At 64.8% G+C, this 14,649-nt stretch carries 14 protein-coding genes; 10 read left to right on the forward strand and 4 right to left on the reverse strand.

The genetic code is table 11. From position 1 onward, the window contains the following. The first annotated feature begins 200 nt into the window (after window positions 1-200). Both R3D65_RS02460 and R3D65_RS02465 read left to right on the forward strand, forming a co-directional pair. Window positions 201-1,310: a pyridoxal phosphate-dependent aminotransferase gene (locus tag R3D65_RS02460; protein ID WP_371273641.1), complete on the forward strand. Its 1,110-nt coding sequence runs from the start codon at window positions 201-203 to the stop codon at window positions 1,308-1,310. A 156-nt stretch (window positions 1,311-1,466) separates the two neighbouring features. Further along, window positions 1,467-1,757, forward strand: coding sequence for a hypothetical protein (locus R3D65_RS02465; RefSeq protein ID WP_371273642.1), 291 nt, complete (start codon window positions 1,467-1,469; stop codon window positions 1,755-1,757). Between the two features lie 16 nt (window positions 1,758-1,773). Here R3D65_RS02465 and R3D65_RS02470 read toward each other — a convergent pair whose 3' ends face one another. Further along, the gene (locus R3D65_RS02470; RefSeq protein WP_371273643.1) at window positions 1,774-2,694 is read right to left on the reverse strand and encodes a 1-phosphofructokinase family hexose kinase; all 921 of its coding nucleotides are present in this window, start codon (window positions 2,692-2,694) and stop codon (window positions 1,774-1,776) included. Window positions 2,695-2,854: 160 nt separating this feature from the next. Here R3D65_RS02470 and R3D65_RS02475 point away from each other — a divergent pair, with 160 nt between their 5' ends. The 4 genes from R3D65_RS02475 (at window position 2,855) to R3D65_RS02490 (ending at window position 8,470) form a co-directional block, all read left to right on the forward strand. Next, the gene (locus R3D65_RS02475; protein WP_371273644.1) at window positions 2,855-3,499 is read left to right on the forward strand and encodes a TetR/AcrR family transcriptional regulator; all 645 of its coding nucleotides are present in this window, start codon (window positions 2,855-2,857) and stop codon (window positions 3,497-3,499) included. Further along, complete coding sequence (locus tag R3D65_RS02480) at window positions 3,465-4,628, forward strand: isovaleryl-CoA dehydrogenase (protein ID WP_371273645.1); 1,164 nt, start codon at window positions 3,465-3,467, stop codon at window positions 4,626-4,628. Before R3D65_RS02475 ends, R3D65_RS02480 begins: the two co-directional genes overlap by 35 nt. A gap of 60 nt (window positions 4,629-4,688) precedes the next feature. Next, window positions 4,689-6,296: a carboxyl transferase domain-containing protein gene (locus R3D65_RS02485; protein ID WP_371273646.1), complete on the forward strand. Its 1,608-nt coding sequence runs from the start codon at window positions 4,689-4,691 to the stop codon at window positions 6,294-6,296. Between the two features lie 233 nt (window positions 6,297-6,529). Next, window positions 6,530-8,470 (forward strand): acetyl-CoA carboxylase biotin carboxylase subunit, encoded by a 1,941-nt coding sequence (locus R3D65_RS02490; RefSeq protein WP_371273647.1) that lies wholly within the window; start codon window positions 6,530-6,532, stop codon window positions 8,468-8,470. A gap of 302 nt (window positions 8,471-8,772) precedes the next feature. Here R3D65_RS02490 and R3D65_RS02495 read toward each other — a convergent pair whose 3' ends face one another. Further along, entirely contained in the window at window positions 8,773-9,039 is a 267-nt protein-coding gene (locus tag R3D65_RS02495; protein WP_371273648.1) for a sel1 repeat family protein, read from the reverse strand. A 457-nt stretch (window positions 9,040-9,496) separates the two neighbouring features. Between R3D65_RS02495 and R3D65_RS02500 the strand changes: the two genes are divergently transcribed. Beyond that, window positions 9,497-9,835: a DUF2147 domain-containing protein gene (locus R3D65_RS02500; RefSeq protein WP_371273649.1), complete on the forward strand. Its 339-nt coding sequence runs from the start codon at window positions 9,497-9,499 to the stop codon at window positions 9,833-9,835. Between the two features lie 11 nt (window positions 9,836-9,846). Here the strand turns inward: R3D65_RS02500 and R3D65_RS02505 are convergent, their stop codons facing one another. Then, complete coding sequence (locus tag R3D65_RS02505) at window positions 9,847-10,560, reverse strand: glutathione S-transferase family protein (protein WP_371273650.1); 714 nt, start codon at window positions 10,558-10,560, stop codon at window positions 9,847-9,849. Between the two features lie 174 nt (window positions 10,561-10,734). Between R3D65_RS02505 and R3D65_RS02510 the strand changes: the two genes are divergently transcribed. The 3 genes from R3D65_RS02510 to R3D65_RS02520 all read left to right on the forward strand — a co-directional run bounded on the left by R3D65_RS02510 (window position 10,735) and on the right by R3D65_RS02520 (window position 13,248). Further along, window positions 10,735-10,887, forward strand: coding sequence for a hypothetical protein (locus R3D65_RS02510; RefSeq protein ID WP_371273651.1), 153 nt, complete (start codon window positions 10,735-10,737; stop codon window positions 10,885-10,887). Between the two features lie 73 nt (window positions 10,888-10,960). Further along, a complete protein-coding gene (locus R3D65_RS02515; RefSeq protein WP_371273653.1) occupies window positions 10,961-11,662 on the forward strand; it encodes a DUF805 domain-containing protein in 702 nt (233 codons plus the stop codon). A 125-nt stretch (window positions 11,663-11,787) separates the two neighbouring features. Continuing rightward, window positions 11,788-13,248, forward strand: a complete 1,461-nt coding sequence (locus tag R3D65_RS02520) for an AMP nucleosidase (protein WP_371274341.1) — start codon at window positions 11,788-11,790, stop codon at window positions 13,246-13,248. Window positions 13,249-13,975: 727 nt separating this feature from the next. Here R3D65_RS02520 and R3D65_RS02525 read toward each other — a convergent pair. Next, window positions 13,976-14,572: a DUF922 domain-containing protein gene (locus R3D65_RS02525; RefSeq protein ID WP_371273654.1), complete on the reverse strand. Its 597-nt coding sequence runs from the start codon at window positions 14,570-14,572 to the stop codon at window positions 13,976-13,978. Window positions 14,573-14,649 lie beyond the last annotated feature (77 nt).

The raw sequence follows: 14,649 nt of genomic DNA on the forward strand, positions 1-14,649 counted from the left end.
GGCGTCCTCCGGGCGCCCCGTTTTCTTTTGCCCAATTGGATTGGGCGGCGTTCTTTTGCCCAATTGGATTGGGCGGCTTTCTTTTGCCCAATTGGATCGGGCGGGCTCGCCCCGTCCGCTGAGGGGCGGTTTCTCCTTTTGGTGCTTCCGGCAGGCCGCGCGGCTTGGTAAAGCGGAAGGCCCGCAGGAGGATCATGCCCATGACGCTTCGCCCCCGTTCCACACCGCTTGTCCAGTCGCTGCCCGCCACCGTGCCCTTCGTCGGGCCGGAAACCCAGGAACGGGCGCGCGGCAAGCCCTTCGCGGCGCGGCTCGGCGCCAACGAGAACGGCTTCGGCCCATCGCCCAGCGCCATTGCGGCCATGGCAGCGGCCGCGCCCGACATGTGGAAATATTGCGACCCGGAAAACCACGACCTGCGCCATGCGCTGGCCGCGCATCTGGATGTTTCGCCGCAGAACGTGATGGTGGGCGAAGGCATTGACGGGCTGCTCGGCCTCGTCGTGCGCCAGTATGTCGAGCCGGGGCAGCCGGTCGTCACCTCTCTCGGCGCCTATCCCACCTTCAACTATCATGTCAGCGGATTCGGCGGCCGGCTGGTCGCCGTGCCCTATGCGGGCGACCGCGAGGACCCGCAGGCGCTGCTCGACGCGGTGAAGCGCGAGGGCGCGGGGCTGGTCTATTTCGCCAATCCGGACAATCCGATGGCAAGCTGGCACGAAGCCGGCGCGGTGCAGGCCTTCATCGAGGCCCTGCCGGCAACGACCATGCTGGTGCTGGACGAAGCCTATGGCGAGTTCGCGCCAGCCGGCACCATGCCGGACATCGAGACGGACCGCCCGAACGTGCTGCGCATGCGCACCTTCTCCAAGGCTTACGGGCTGGCGGGCCTGCGCTGCGGCTATTGCATCGGCGAAGCGGACGCCATCGCCTCCTTCGACAAGGTGCGCAACCATTTCGGCATCACGCGCATGGCGCAGGCGGCCTGCCTGGCGGCCCTCGGCGACACCGGTTACCTGGCGCAGACCATCGCAAACGTGGAGCGCGCACGCGGGCGCATCGGTGCCATTGCAACGGAAAACGGATTGAAGCCCCTGCCCTCCGCGACCAATTTCGTCACCATCGATTGCGGCCGCGACGGCGCGTTCGCGCTTTCGGTGATGAACGGGCTTGTCGCGCGCGGCGTGTTCGCGCGAAAGCCCATGGCGCCAGGGCTGGACCGCTGCATCCGCATTTCCTGCGGGCCGGATGCGGATCTCGATCTCTTCGCCGCGGCGCTGGCCGAATCGCTGGCAGCGGTTTCAGCCTGACCGGTCAGGCCCGGCGTTTTCCCCTTGCGGCGGAAGACTGTTCCGCGCTCCAAATCCTGCCATTGTTCTACCGCATTGTCTTCACCGTGAAGATGCGGCGCGGCCGGGACTGATCGCCGACCGGGCCTGCATCCAATGGCAGGAAGGAGACCAATCATGTCCAGGCAACAGACCACAGCGGAACTCGGGGAACGGATCGAGGCCTTGCGCGCGCGCCTCGCACGCACAGCCGAAGATCTGGTGAAGGATGGCGAACTCACCTATTCCATGACCGACATGGAAGCGCGGGCGCGGGCGCTGCAAGACAAGCTTCCGGCGGATGGAAGCAGCCTTCTGGTCGGTGTGCGCGAAGAGGTGGAGCGCGACCTGCACGCGCTGGAGGCGGATGTCAGCCATTGGCTCGCCTATATAGACCGCCACTTCGCCGACCAGCAGAAAACAGGGTGAGCGGCCCGGCTCACCCCTAGTCCATCGCCGCGTAGAGACGTTCCACGTCAGCACGCCGGCACAGAACCGTGCCCGGGGTCATGGCCGCAGCAGCGCCCGCCGCCATGCCATAGCGGAAGGCTTCGCGCATGGGCATGCCGGCGGCCAGCTTGAGCACCATGGCGGCCACGAAGCTGTCGCCCGCGCCAACGGCCGATTGCGTCTTCACATGCACCGGCGGCATCCGGATCACGCCCTCGCCATTGGCCAGGAACGCGCCATCGCGGCCCATCGACACGGCCACGTTTTCGGCCGCGCCGGACGTCACGATGGCGCAGGCCGCCTCCACCGCGCCATCCTCGTCCAGCTTGCGCCCGGCATGGGCGGACAATTCGCCGATGCTCGGCTTCAGCAAGAATATCTTCGACCTTTCAATGGTTTGCGTGAGTGCTTCGCCGGATGTATCGAGCACGAAGCGGACGCCATTGGCCTGCGCGATGTCTGCCATGCGGGCATAGACATCCGTTGCGCAGCCGCGTGGCAGGCTGCCGGATGCGACGATATAGCCGTCGGTGAACCGGCGTACCAGATCGAGGACCGGTTCGAGTTCCGCCTCGCTGACCTGCGGGCCTTCCGGGACGGCGCGATACTCGAAGCCGGTCTCCTCCTCGAAGATGGTCACGGAAATGCGCACGGCGCCGCGCATGGGGAAGGCATGCAACGTGATGCCCGTATCCGCCAGCAGGCTTTCAAAGACCGGGCCGGTGGCGCCCCCGGCTAGATAGGCGAGTTCCACCGCGCCACCCAGTTCGGCGATCACGCGGGCGACATTGGTGCCGCCGCCGCCGGGGTAGAATTGCTGGTTGCGGGTGCGGATCTTGAAGGTTGGCTGGACACGCCGGGCATCCGACGCCATGTCGATGGTCGGATTGAGGGCAATGGCGAGAATGGGCTTCATGGGGTTTCGCTCGGCAGGTCGGACTGGCCGCATCTTGAACCCTGTCCGCATGACCGCGCAATGACCGGGCACAAAAAAGCGGCCTCTTGCCGTGAGCCCGTATCCATCCCTTGAAAGAATTGAACGTTTGTTTTATTAATTCAGGCCAACAGGAGGAACCATGGCGCGCACGGCCGGATCGGATGGCGAAAGGACGGAAGCGGCGATCCGCGAGGCGGCCGCGCAACTGATCGCGCGGCACGGTTTCGAGGCGGTGACGATGCGCCAGCTTGCGGCGGAAGTGGGTGTGCAGGCCGCCGCGCTCTATCGCTATTTTCCATCCAAGGAAGACCTGCTTTTCAAGCTGATGCGCGACCACATGAACGGGTTGGCCGAAGCGCTGGAGGCCGCCCTGCCCGCCCATGGCGATCCGCGCGCGCGCCTCGAAGCGTTCATCGCCAACCACGTGCGCTTCCATGTGGAGCGCCGCCACGCCACGCATGTTTCCAACATGGAATTGCGCAGCCTCTCGCGCGACCATCTGAGCGAAATCCTGCGGCTGCGCTCGGCCTATGAGAAGGAATTGCGCGCCATCCTGCGTGACGGGCAGGACGCCGGCGTTTTTGCCGTGGACGATGTTGCGCTGACGTCCATGGCGATCATCCAGATGATTACCGGCGTCATCGTCTGGTTCCGGCCCGACGACCGCCTTTCCATCGAAGACGTGACCACCAAGTATCAAACCATGACCATGCGCCTGGCGGGCGCATTGGCTGCCGAGGAGAAACGCCATGTACCACCACTCCATGAAATTCGGGCTCGGTGAGGAGATCGAGGCCCTGCGCGAGATGGTTCACCGTTTCGCGCAGGAAAAGATCGCGCCGCTGGCTGCCCGGATCGACCGGGACGACAATTTCCCGGCCCACCTGTGGAAGGAATTCGGCGCGCTCGGCCTGCTTGGCATCACCGCCGATCCTGCCTATGGCGGTTCGGGCATGACCTACCTGGCGCATACGGTGGCGATCGAGGAGATCAGCCGGGCCTCCGCGTCTGTCGGGCTTTCCTATGGCGCCCACTCCAACCTTTGCGTCAACCAGATCAACCGCTGGGGCACGGCGGAGCAGAAGGAGAAATACCTGCCGAAGCTGTGCTCGGGCGAGCATGTGGGCGCGCTGGCGATGAGCGAGCCCGGCGCCGGTTCGGATGTCGTGGGCATGAAGCTGCGCGCCGACAAGAAGAACGACCGCTATGTGCTCAACGGCTCGAAGATGTGGATCACCAACGGTCCGGATGCCGATACGCTGGTGGTCTATGCCAAGACCGACATGGCCGCCCATTCCAAGGGCATCACCGCCTTCCTGATCGAGAAGGAGATGAAAGGCTTCAAGGTGGCGCAGAAGCTGGACAAGCTGGGGATGCGCGGCTCCAACACGGGCGAACTGGTGTTCGAGGACGTGGAAGTGCCGTTCGAGAACGTGCTCGGCGAGGAAGGCAGGGGCGTGGCGGTTCTGATGAGCGGGCTGGACTATGAGCGCGTTGTCCTGTCGGGCGGCCCGCTCGGCCTGATGGCCGCCTGTCTCGACGTGGCCGTGCCCTATGTGCACGAGCGCAAGCAATTCGGCGAGCCGATCGGCAATTTCCAGCTTGTCCAGGGCAAGCTTGCCGACATGTATTCGACGATGAACGCGGCGCGCGCCTATGTCTATGCGGTGGCCGCGGCTTGCGACCGGGGCGAAACGACGCGCAAGGATGCGGCGGGCTGCGTGCTGTTCTCGGCGGAAAAGGCCACCCAATGCGCGCTGGATGCGATCCAGCTTCTTGGCGGCAACGGCTACACCAACGAATATCCGACCGGCCGGCTGCTGCGCGATGCCAAGCTTTACGAGATCGGCGCGGGCACATCGGAAATCCGGCGCATGCTGATCGGCCGGGAAATGATGGCCGAGGGCGTGTGACAACGCCCCTGCCTTGCAGCTACCCTCTTCCCGAAGCAGTCACGAATCGGAAGGCGCACCATGCCCGCTCTCACCTCTTCGGTCTCGACCGGCAGCGACGACTTCAACGCCAATGCACAGGCCATGCGCGCCCTGCTGGATGATCTGGCCGGAAAGGCGGCCACCATCGAGCTTGGCGGACCAGACCACGCCCGCCAGCGCCATGTGGAGCGCGGCAAGCTGCTGCCGCGCGAGCGGCTGGCGGCACTGATCGATCCCGGCTCGCCGTTTCTCGAAGTGGGCCAGTTCGCCGCCTTCGGCATGTATGGCGGCGATATCGCGTCGGCCGGCATCATCACCGGTGTCGGGCGCGTGGAAGGCACCGAATGCATGATCGTGGTCAACGATGCCACAGTGAAGGGCGGCACCTATTACCCGCTGACGGTGAAGAAGCATCTGCGCGCCCAGGAAATCGCCGAGCAGAACAACCTGCCCTGCATCTACCTGGTGGATTCGGGCGGGGCCAACCTGCCCAACCAGGACGAGGTGTTTCCCGACCGCGACCATTTCGGACGCATCTTCTTCAACCAGGCCAACATGAGCGCCAAAGGCATTCCGCAGATCGCCTGCGTGATGGGCTCCTGCACGGCCGGGGGCGCCTATGTGCCGGCGATGAGCGACGAGACGATCATGGTGCGCAAGCAGGCAACCATCTTTCTGGGCGGGCCTCCGCTGGTGAAGGCGGCGACGGGTGAGGAAGTGTCGGCCGAGGATCTCGGCGGCGCGGATCTGCACACGCGCGAATCCGGTGTGGCCGATCACTACGCACTGGACGATCATCACGCGCTGGCCATGGTCCGGCGGATCGTGAAAAACCTCAACCGGCGCAAGCAGATGAACCTCGTTCTTCGCGACCCGCTGCCGCCACTTCACGCCCCTGACGAAGTATACGGCATCGTGCCGCAGAGCCTGTCGAAGCCGTTCGACGTGCGCGAGGTCATCGCACGGACGGTGGACGGGTCCGAATTCGACGAGTTCAAGGCCAATTACGGCACGACGCTCGTCACCGGCTTTGCCCATGTTCACGGCATTCCGGTCGGCATCATCGCCAACAATGGCGTGCTGTTTTCGGAAAGCGCGCAGAAGGGTGCGCATTTCATCGAGCTGTGCTGCCAGCGCAAGATTCCGCTCGTCTTCCTGCAAAACATCACCGGCTTCATGGTGGGCCGCAAGTACGAGGCCGGCGGCATCGCCAAGGACGGCGCCAAGCTGGTGACGGCGGTGGCGACAGCGAAAGTGCCGAAGGTGACCATCATCATCGGCGGGTCTTTCGGCGCAGGCAATTACGGAATGTGCGGGCGGGCCTATTCGCCGCGCTTCCTGTGGATGTGGCCGAATGCGCGCATCTCGGTGATGGGCGGCGAACAGGCCGCCACGGTGCTGGCGCTGGTCAAGCGTGAGGGCATCGAGCGCAAGGGCGGCACCTGGAGCACGCAAGAGGAAGCCGACTTCCGCGCGCCCATCCTGGAGAAATACGAACGCGAGGGCCATCCGCTCTATTCCTCGGCGCGGCTGTGGGACGACGGCATCATCGATCCGGCCAAGACGCGCGACGTGATCGGACTTTCGCTTTCGGCCGCGCTCAACGCGCCGGTGGAGGACACGAAATTCGGCGTGTTCAGGATGTGAGCAGGATGGAAATGGCATTCACCCCCCTCTGTCCTGCCGGACATCTCCCCCACAAGGGGGGAGAACAAGTCGCTTCAACGATCCGCAAACTTGCCGGCCGCAACATTTTGCACCCAAGCGTGGTTCAGCCGATCTCCCTCCTTGTGGGGGAGATGTCCGGCAGGACAGAGGGGGGTACGTCAAGCGTAATTCCGGGCGCGATCAGCCGCAGCCCCTTCAGGGAGACCTAGACCATGTTCACCAAGATCCTCATCGCCAATCGCGGCGAGATCGCCTGCCGCGTCATCCGCACCGCCCGGCGCATGGGCATTGCCACCGTGGCGGTCCATTCCGATGCCGACCGCAACGCCCTGCATGTGCGCATGGCCGACGAGGCGGTGCATATCGGCCCGGCGGCGGCGGCGGAAAGCTATCTGGTCGCCGAGCGCATCATCGCGGCGGCTGAGGCCACGGGCGCACAGGCCATTCATCCGGGCTACGGCTTCCTCTCGGAAAATCCCGGTTTCGTGGAGAAGGTGGAGGCGGCGGGCCTCGTGTTCATCGGCCCGTCGGCGGCGTCGATTCGCGCCATGGGGCTGAAGGATGCCGCCAAGCGGCTGATGGAAAAGGCCGGCGTGCCGGTGGTCCCCGGCTATCACGGCGACGCCCAGGAACTGGTGGTGCTGGCCACCAAGGCCAGCGAGATCGGCTATCCCGTGCTCATCAAGGCAGCCGCAGGCGGTGGCGGCAAGGGCATGCGCAAGGTGGAGCGGCCGGAGGATTTCAAGGATGCGCTTTCGGCGGCGCGGCGCGAATCCAAGGCCGCCTTCGGCGACGACCGGGTGCTGGTGGAGAAATATATCGAGAAGCCGCGCCATATCGAGGTGCAGGTTTTCGGCGACAGCCACGGCCATGTCGTTCACCTGTTCGAGCGCGACTGCTCGCTGCAACGCCGCCACCAGAAGGTGATCGAGGAAGCCCCTGCCCCCGGCATGACCGATGAGATGCGCGCGGCGATGACGGAGGCGGCCGTCAAGGCGGCCAAGGCCATCGACTATCGCGGCGCGGGGACGATCGAATTCATCGTCGACGGCTCGAACGGGCTGAGGCCCGACGGCTTCTGGTTCATGGAAATGAACACCCGCCTTCAGGTGGAGCATCCGGTGACCGAATGCGTCACCGGCATCGATCTCGTCGAGTGGCAATTGCGGGTCGCCGCCGGCGAGCCGCTGCCCCGAAGCCAGGACGAAATCGCGCTCTGTGGCCATGCCTTCGAGGCGCGCGTCTATGCCGAGGATCCGGCGCGCGGCTTCCTGCCGGCCATCGGCACCCTGCACCATCTCGCGTTTCCGGCATCGGTGGAGGGCGCGCTTATGCGCATCGACAGCGGCGTGGAACAGGGTGATGCCATCAGCCCGTTCTACGATCCGATGATCGCCAAGCTGATCGTGCAGGGCAGCGACCGTGCAGCCGCGCTCTCGGGACTGGCGCAAGCCCTTGAGGCCACGCAGGTGGCCGGCTCCACCGCCAATACCGGCTTCCTGGCCGCGTTGGCCCGCCATTCCGGCTTCGCGGCCGGGGATGTGGATACCGGGCTGATCGAGCGCGACCAGACCTCTCTCGTGGCCAGGCCGGAAGCCTCGGCGCGCATGGTGGCGGAAGCCGCGCTGGCCGCGTCGGGTCTCAAGCCCGCAGCGGGAAGCGATCCGTGGGATTCGCTGGCCGGGTTCAGCCATTTCCACCCGCTGTCCATCGCGGTCGAGCTGACCCGCAACGACGAAACGGTCCCGGCGCGGGTCACGCCGGTGGACGGCCGGTCGGCGAAGGTGGCCGCCGGCGGCCATCCTCCGGTCACGCTGCCGCTTGGCGATGGCGCGGCAGTCCACTGGCCGGGCCATGTGACCGTGTTTTCCGCCGGCCATGCCATCGACTTCTCGCTGCGCGATCCCTTTGCGGATGCCGATGATTCAGCGGGTGCCGACAAGCTGACCGCGCCGATGCCCGGGCTGGTCAAGATGGTGAATGTCGAGGCCGGTGCGACCGTGACCAAGGGCCAGCCTCTGCTGGTGCTGGAAGCCATGAAGATGGAGCACACCATAGCCGCGCCCCATGACGGCGTGATCGCGGAGGTGGCTGCCCAGGGCGCGCAGGTGACGGACGGCACCGTGCTGGTGCGGTTCGAAGAGAGCGGCTGAACGCGTGCGGGCGGCGTCAGGCCGTCCCCGACCTGAAAAAAGAGCCGCGCCGGCCTGTCCCCTGCCGGTCGCGGCTCACTTCAGTTCACGGTCGCGTCCCCCTGCGTCCCCACGCCGAAAATCGCGTCCGCCTGCCGGTCCTGGCTATCGGTTCCCTATCCCAGAAGGGCCCGTATTCTTGTTGTTGCGCCGACCGGCGGTGTCTGCCTGCGGCAGACCGGCCCCGTTCTTGCCGTGCGGGGCTTGAAACCTTCATTCCAGGCAGGGCCCGGCATTCGCGCCGGACCAGGCCGCAACGACGTTCAGTGCATCGTCATCCATTCGCGTGCCTCGCGCAGGGCGCGGGCCAGTTCCGCCTTCGACATCTGCGAGGCCATTTCGGCGCGCAGGGCCACCGCGCGGGCCGAGCCCTTGATGGCGGCGATGTTGAACCACTTGTGCGCGGCGACCACATCCATTTCGCAATCGCGGCCGGTGGCATACATCATGCCCATCTCGAAAAGGATGTCTGCCTGGGTCGTCGCGTCCATGGCGCCAGCGCCGGCTTCGTGCATGTCAAAACGTGCCATTTCCCAATCCCCTGTATCCCGTGTCGCGGCCCGTTTCCTTGCCTCACTCGAGGGCCGCTCTTCATGGTTCCGAGAATGCCGCAGAGCCTTGAATCCGCCGTAAAAACTTGTGCTTAATTTGAAACAAACAAAATGAAAACAAGGCGTAAACCTCAGTCTTCATTAAGCATTGCAACCCGCGCCGTTCCGGGATTCCGGCGAGAATTCTCCTAAAATACGAGCCGCTGAAATCAAGGATTCATTGACCAAGACAACAACACGAAAACGGCTCGGCCCGCTCCCGGCGCACCGGAAACGCACCGCGCACCGTGTCCAGGCGCGCCCCGTCCAGGCCCCGCGTCCGCCAAGGCGCGCCGCGCCATGCTTTCCCAGCGTCACGCGGGAGGCGATTGCTTTTACGTTTACGTTAGACGTATTCTGAGGTGCTGCCGGATGGCGGCGCCATGGGAGGAATGACATGATGCGCATGATTTCATTGACCGCCGCGACGTTCGTACTGATGAGCGCAGCGGCGATGGCCGACCCGATCGAAGGCAATTGGCGCACCGAAAGCGGCGAGACCGCGGCGATCGCGCCTTGCGGCGGCGCCTATTGCATCACGCTGAAAAGCGGCAAGTACAACGGCAAGCGCATCGGCAAGATGTCGGGTTCAAGCGGAGACTATTCCGGCACGATTACCGATCCGGCCGACGACAAGACCTATTCCGGTTCGGCAAAGGTTGCCGGCGCATCGATGAAGCTGAAAGGCTGCGCCCTGAAGATCTTCTGCAAGACGCAAACCTGGACGAAGCGCTAGGGGCGTGACGATTACCGCGCCTTCTGCGTGAAGAGCAGGTTCCAGGCGTCGCGGTCCTTCGTCATCTCGTTGATGGAAAGTCGCTTCTCTTCACCCGCCCGGATGCCGCGCTCGACTGCCGGGCGCGCCATCATGGCCTCGAACCAGCGTTTCACATTCGGGAAATCATCGAGACTCTGGCCCTGCCGCTTGTGGGGCTTCACCCAGCCGATACAGGCCATGTCGGCGATGGAATAGTCGCCGGCAAGGAATTGGCGGTCGGCCAGGCGGCGGTTCATCACGCCGTAGAGCCGGTTGACCTCGTTGGTGTAGCGCTCGATGGCATAGGGCACTTCCTCGGGCGCATAGCCACGGAAATGATGCGCCTGGCCGCACATGGGGCCGAGGCCGCCGACCTGCCAGAACAGCCATTGCTCGACCTCGATGCGCGCACGCTCCTGCGAAGGATAGAACCGGCCGAACTTGCGGCCGAGATATTGCAGGATGGCGCCGCTCTCGAAGACCGAGACCGGCGCGCCGTCCGGGCCTTCCGGATCGACGATTGCAGGCATGCGATTGTTTGGCGAAATGGCCAGGAAATCCGGCTCGAACTGCTCACCCTTGAGGATGTCCACGAAGTGCAACTCGTAGGGAACGCCCAGTTCCTCCAGCATGATGGCGACCTTCCAGCCGTTGGGCGTGGGCCAGTAATGAAGCGCGATCGGCCGGGTGTTGGTTGCTGTCATGGTCCTGTCCTCCGGGAATGGCGGGCAGACAAGCACAGGCCGTCCCCGCCCTCAAGCGGGCAATGCACAGGTGACGCGTCAACCATCTTGAACCGTGGATGAACGGCCGCATCAGGGCCGGTTCAGGGTGGCTGCGGCATGGTTTCGGCATCCCGATTGCAAAGGATGCGTTTCATGCTCGCCCGCCGCTTTGTCATTGTCTGTCTGCTTGCCGCCATCATGGGCAGCGGGCTCTCCATCCTGATTGCCGAAACGGCGCGCCCTGCCCGCTCCTGGGAAGCGGCTGCAGCGCCATGCTTCGCCCATCAATCCGGGTTGTGCCGCTGAAACCACGGCTTGCGGCCCGGTGGCGTCTTCTGCCACAGTGGCGCGGGTGATGGTCAGAAGAGGGTGAGCCGGAATGAGTGAGCGGCAGTGGTATTACGCCGAGGCGCAGGAACGGCGCGGACCGGTGGGCGAGGACGAGGTGCGCGGCATGGCCGAAAGCGGCCTGATCCGGCCTGAAACGCTGGTCTGGACAGCCGGCATGGACAATTGGCAGAAAGCCGCGGACACGCTGCCGGCCGGGATCCGTCCATCCCATTGGGGCGGCGATGCCCCGCCTCCGGTCAGTGCGCCGCCGCTCGAGCGGTCCGAGGCCGCGCGGCAACCGGCCGGCGCGGACAGCCGCGGTCCGTGGCAGGGCACCGGCGCGGGCAGCACGCAAGGCGGCATGCGCGATGCCGACGCGCCCGATCCCGATACATTCATGGGCGCCGTCAAGACCTGTCTCTCGAAATACGCGACCTTCGAGGGTCGGGCGCGGCGGCCGGAATTCTGGTGGTTCGCGCTGTTCACCTTTGCCGGATCCATGGTGGCCAGTTTTCTCGACGTGGCGATTTTCGGCGCGGCATCGGATGCCGGCCTGCTGAGCGCGGTGTTCAGCCTGGCCATGCTCATTCCCTCCATCGCGGTCGGTGTGCGCCGCCTGCACGACACGGATCGCGTCGGCTGGTGGTACCTGATGGTCTTCATCCCGCTGATCGGTTTCATCGTGCTGCTGATCTTCTTCATCCAGCGCGGAACGGAAGGCCCGAACCGGTTCGGCCCGGAACCGCGCTGACGCGCCTGCGAAACCACGGCGGCGGGCGCGGAAATCACCGCCGCGCCCCCTTCCCTTGTCACATTGACTGACTACAGTGGGCCATGGAAAAGCGAATCTATCCCTCACCGATTGCCGACGTCGCCATGCCGGAGCGTTTGCAAAGACGCGACCTTACCGATGCCGCAGCCGCCGTGAAGGCGCTGACGGACATCTACGAGCGCAACACGACCTTCCTGCGCGACGCCTTCGAGACCGTGGCGACGACAGGGCGCAGCGACCGGCGCTGGCGTGCCTTTTATCCCGATATCCGGGTGGCGACATCCTCCTTCGCGCAGGTGGACTCCCGCCTGGCCTATGGCCACATGGTCATGCCCGGCGATTATGCCACGACGATCACCCGGCCGGACCTGTTCCAGGACTATCTGGAGGACCAGATCGGCCTGATCATGAAGAACCATGGCGTGCCGGTGAGCGTGGGCGAATCGGCCACGCCCATTCCGCTGCATTTCTGCTTTTCGGAAGGATCGCATGTGGAGGCCAATGTGGCCGAGCGCGTGTCGCGGCCGCTGCGTGACCTGTTCGATGTGCCCGACCTCAACGCCACCGACGACCACATCGTCAACGGCACCCATGAACCCGCCGATGGCGAGCCGCTGCCGCTGGCGCCGTTCACGGCGCAGCGCATCGACTATTCGCTGCACCGGCTGGCGCATTACACGGCCACCAGCCCGGGCCATTTCCAGAATTTCGTGCTGTTCACCAATTACCAGTTCTATATCGACGAATTCGCCATGTTCGCGCGCCAGCTCATGGCGCGGGGTGGCGGCGGATACGAGGCTTTCGTCGAACCGGGCAATTCGGTGACGCTGGCCGGCGAGCGCGACCCCTCGTCCGGCGCCGCGCTGGCCCGCCTGCCGCAAATGCCGGCCTATCACCTGAAAAAGGGCGATCACAGCGGCATCACCATGGTCAATATCGGCGTCGGCCCCTCGAACGCCAAGACGATCACCGACCACATCGCCGTGCTGCGGCCCCATGCCTGGCTGATGCTGGGTCATTGCGCGGGGCTGCGCAACAGCCAGGCGCTGGGCGACTATGTGCTCGCTCATGCCTATGTGCGCGAGGACCACGTGCTGGACGACGACCTGCCTGTCTGGGTGCCCATCCCGGCGCTTGCGGAAGTGCAGGTGGCGCTGCAGGAAGCGGTGGCCGAAGTGACCGGCCTTTCGGGTTACGAGCTCAAGAAGATCATGCGCACGGGGACGGTGGCGACCATCGACAACCGGAACTGGGAACTGCGCGAGCAGCGCGGCCCGGTGCAGCGGCTCTCGGTCAGCCGCGCCATCGCGTTGGACATGGAATCGGCGACCATCGCGGCCAACGGTTTCCGCTTCCGGGTTCCCTATGGCACGCTGCTGTGCGTTTCCGACAAGCCGCTGCATGGCGAACTGAAGCTGCCGGGCATGGCGACGGAGTTCTACAAGCGGCAGGTGGCGCAGCATCTGGACATCGGCATTCGCGCCATGGAAAAGCTGGCAGCCATGCCGCCGGAGCGGCTGCATTCGCGCAAGCTCAGGAGCTTCACCGAAACCGCGTTCCAGTAGTACCAGACCGGCGTTGACAATGATCGTTCTTCCCGCCATGGTGGAGTAGATCCGGCTGGCACCCGTGCGGGCGGGCTACCCCTCCACCGGATGCCCCGGCAACCCGCATGCGCCGGGGCCTGCCTTTCCGGTTGAAACGGAATTTTTCTGAACGCGAGACTTGCATTTCCGTGCATCCACAGCTATCGTCAAACGTGTGCTTGTCAAGCCGTTTCGCGTTTCAAGCTTGAACTCCTTGACGGCACAGCCTGGCAAGACGCGTGAGCCGGGCGTTTGACTTTCATGCCGCGCCACAAGGTCCGGCGCGAAATGCGATTGCCAAGCGTACCCCACGCGGAGGGTCTCGAACTCCTTGGCAGCACGGCCCGGCAATGCGTGTGAACCGGGCGAACTTCTCGTGTCATGGCTTCTGGCCGTGGCGCAAAACGTGACCGCCAAGCCGCCCCGTGCCGGGCCTCCAACTCCTTGGTGGCGCTGCCCGGCGAGCACGTGAGCCGGGCATTTTCTTTTTCGCGTCACAGGGCCATGGGTTTTTCGCCCCTCGCTCATTTCAGGGTGGCCGTCTCGTGTGGACCGTCATCCTCGCCCTTCTGCAAGGATCTGCACCCGTGCCTCACAGACCGATACGCGGATGCGTTGTCCGCCATCGTCGCGGATCCTCGGGACAAGCCCGAGGATGACGAGGGAGAGACGCCACCGCCGCGAATCAATGCGCCGATGACGTGCCTTATTTTACGAGGCGCAGCACGCTTTTTTCCACCGCGCCGCCCTCACGGTGTTCACGCTGGTCATAGGCGTTCTGCTTGTCATCGAAACGCTTGTAGATGGCCTTGACGTCCTTGCGCAGGCGGGCCAGTGCCCGGCGGCAACCCTTGCCATCCTTCATGGCGAACTGGCGGATATGGCGGTCCAGCGCGTGGGCCATCTGCGCGGCAATGCGTCCGTGAACCTTCTCATGGGCCACGGTGTGCACCATGAAGGCTTTCCAGCGCCGGGCCATGTCGCCGGTCAGACGCCGGGCAGGCTTGGGAAAGACGTAGGTGATCTCGGCATCGTAGCCGCCATCGTCCACCCGGCAGACGCCGTCCTTCCATGTCATCTTGCCGCGCGGACTGGTCTTGTACTGGGTCTGGGCCATGGCCTTTTTCATGAAGGCATGGCGCGGCCCGTTGCGGTTCATCGACCTGAACAGGGCATGCCCGTTTTCGCCCTGAACCGTGTAATATTTCGTCGTGGTGGTGATGCGCGCCCCGGCCTCGGCCGCGTCCGGCCGAGCCATCACGGCGATGAGGACCGCAAGACAGGAAAACCAGGGCATTCGCATGCGCAACCTCTGGGATTGCCGAACCGGGAGCAAGGAAACCACAAGGCGGCGCGCCCTGCAACACGATGGGCGGGCCG

It is taken from the genome of Zhengella sp., assembly GCF_041397485.1.
In the GTDB taxonomy this organism is placed as follows: domain Bacteria; phylum Pseudomonadota; class Alphaproteobacteria; order Rhizobiales; family Rhizobiaceae; genus Zhengella.

Bases quoted from the DNA above. Each gene is read 5' to 3' on its own strand.
- R3D65_RS02460 (WP_371273641.1), top strand. From the start codon at position 201: ATGACGCTTCGCCCCCGTTCCACACCGCTTGTCCAGTCGCTGCCCGCC.
- R3D65_RS02465 (WP_371273642.1), top strand. From the start codon at position 1,467: ATGTCCAGGCAACAGACCACAGCGGAACTCGGGGAACGGATCGAGGCC.
- R3D65_RS02470 (WP_371273643.1), bottom strand. From the start codon at position 2,694: ATGAAGCCCATTCTCGCCATTGCCCTCAATCCGACCATCGACATGGCG.
- R3D65_RS02475 (WP_371273644.1), top strand. From the start codon at position 2,855: ATGGCGCGCACGGCCGGATCGGATGGCGAAAGGACGGAAGCGGCGATC.
- R3D65_RS02480 (WP_371273645.1), top strand. From the start codon at position 3,465: ATGTACCACCACTCCATGAAATTCGGGCTCGGTGAGGAGATCGAGGCC.
- R3D65_RS02485 (WP_371273646.1), top strand. From the start codon at position 4,689: ATGCCCGCTCTCACCTCTTCGGTCTCGACCGGCAGCGACGACTTCAAC.
- R3D65_RS02490 (WP_371273647.1), top strand. From the start codon at position 6,530: ATGTTCACCAAGATCCTCATCGCCAATCGCGGCGAGATCGCCTGCCGC.
- R3D65_RS02495 (WP_371273648.1), bottom strand. From the start codon at position 9,039: ATGGCACGTTTTGACATGCACGAAGCCGGCGCTGGCGCCATGGACGCG.
- R3D65_RS02500 (WP_371273649.1), top strand. From the start codon at position 9,497: ATGATGCGCATGATTTCATTGACCGCCGCGACGTTCGTACTGATGAGC.
- R3D65_RS02505 (WP_371273650.1), bottom strand. From the start codon at position 10,560: ATGACAGCAACCAACACCCGGCCGATCGCGCTTCATTACTGGCCCACG.
- R3D65_RS02510 (WP_371273651.1), top strand. From the start codon at position 10,735: ATGCTCGCCCGCCGCTTTGTCATTGTCTGTCTGCTTGCCGCCATCATG.
- R3D65_RS02515 (WP_371273653.1), top strand. From the start codon at position 10,961: ATGAGTGAGCGGCAGTGGTATTACGCCGAGGCGCAGGAACGGCGCGGA.
- R3D65_RS02520 (WP_371274341.1), top strand. From the start codon at position 11,788: ATGCCGGAGCGTTTGCAAAGACGCGACCTTACCGATGCCGCAGCCGCC.
- R3D65_RS02525 (WP_371273654.1), bottom strand. From the start codon at position 14,572: ATGCGAATGCCCTGGTTTTCCTGTCTTGCGGTCCTCATCGCCGTGATG.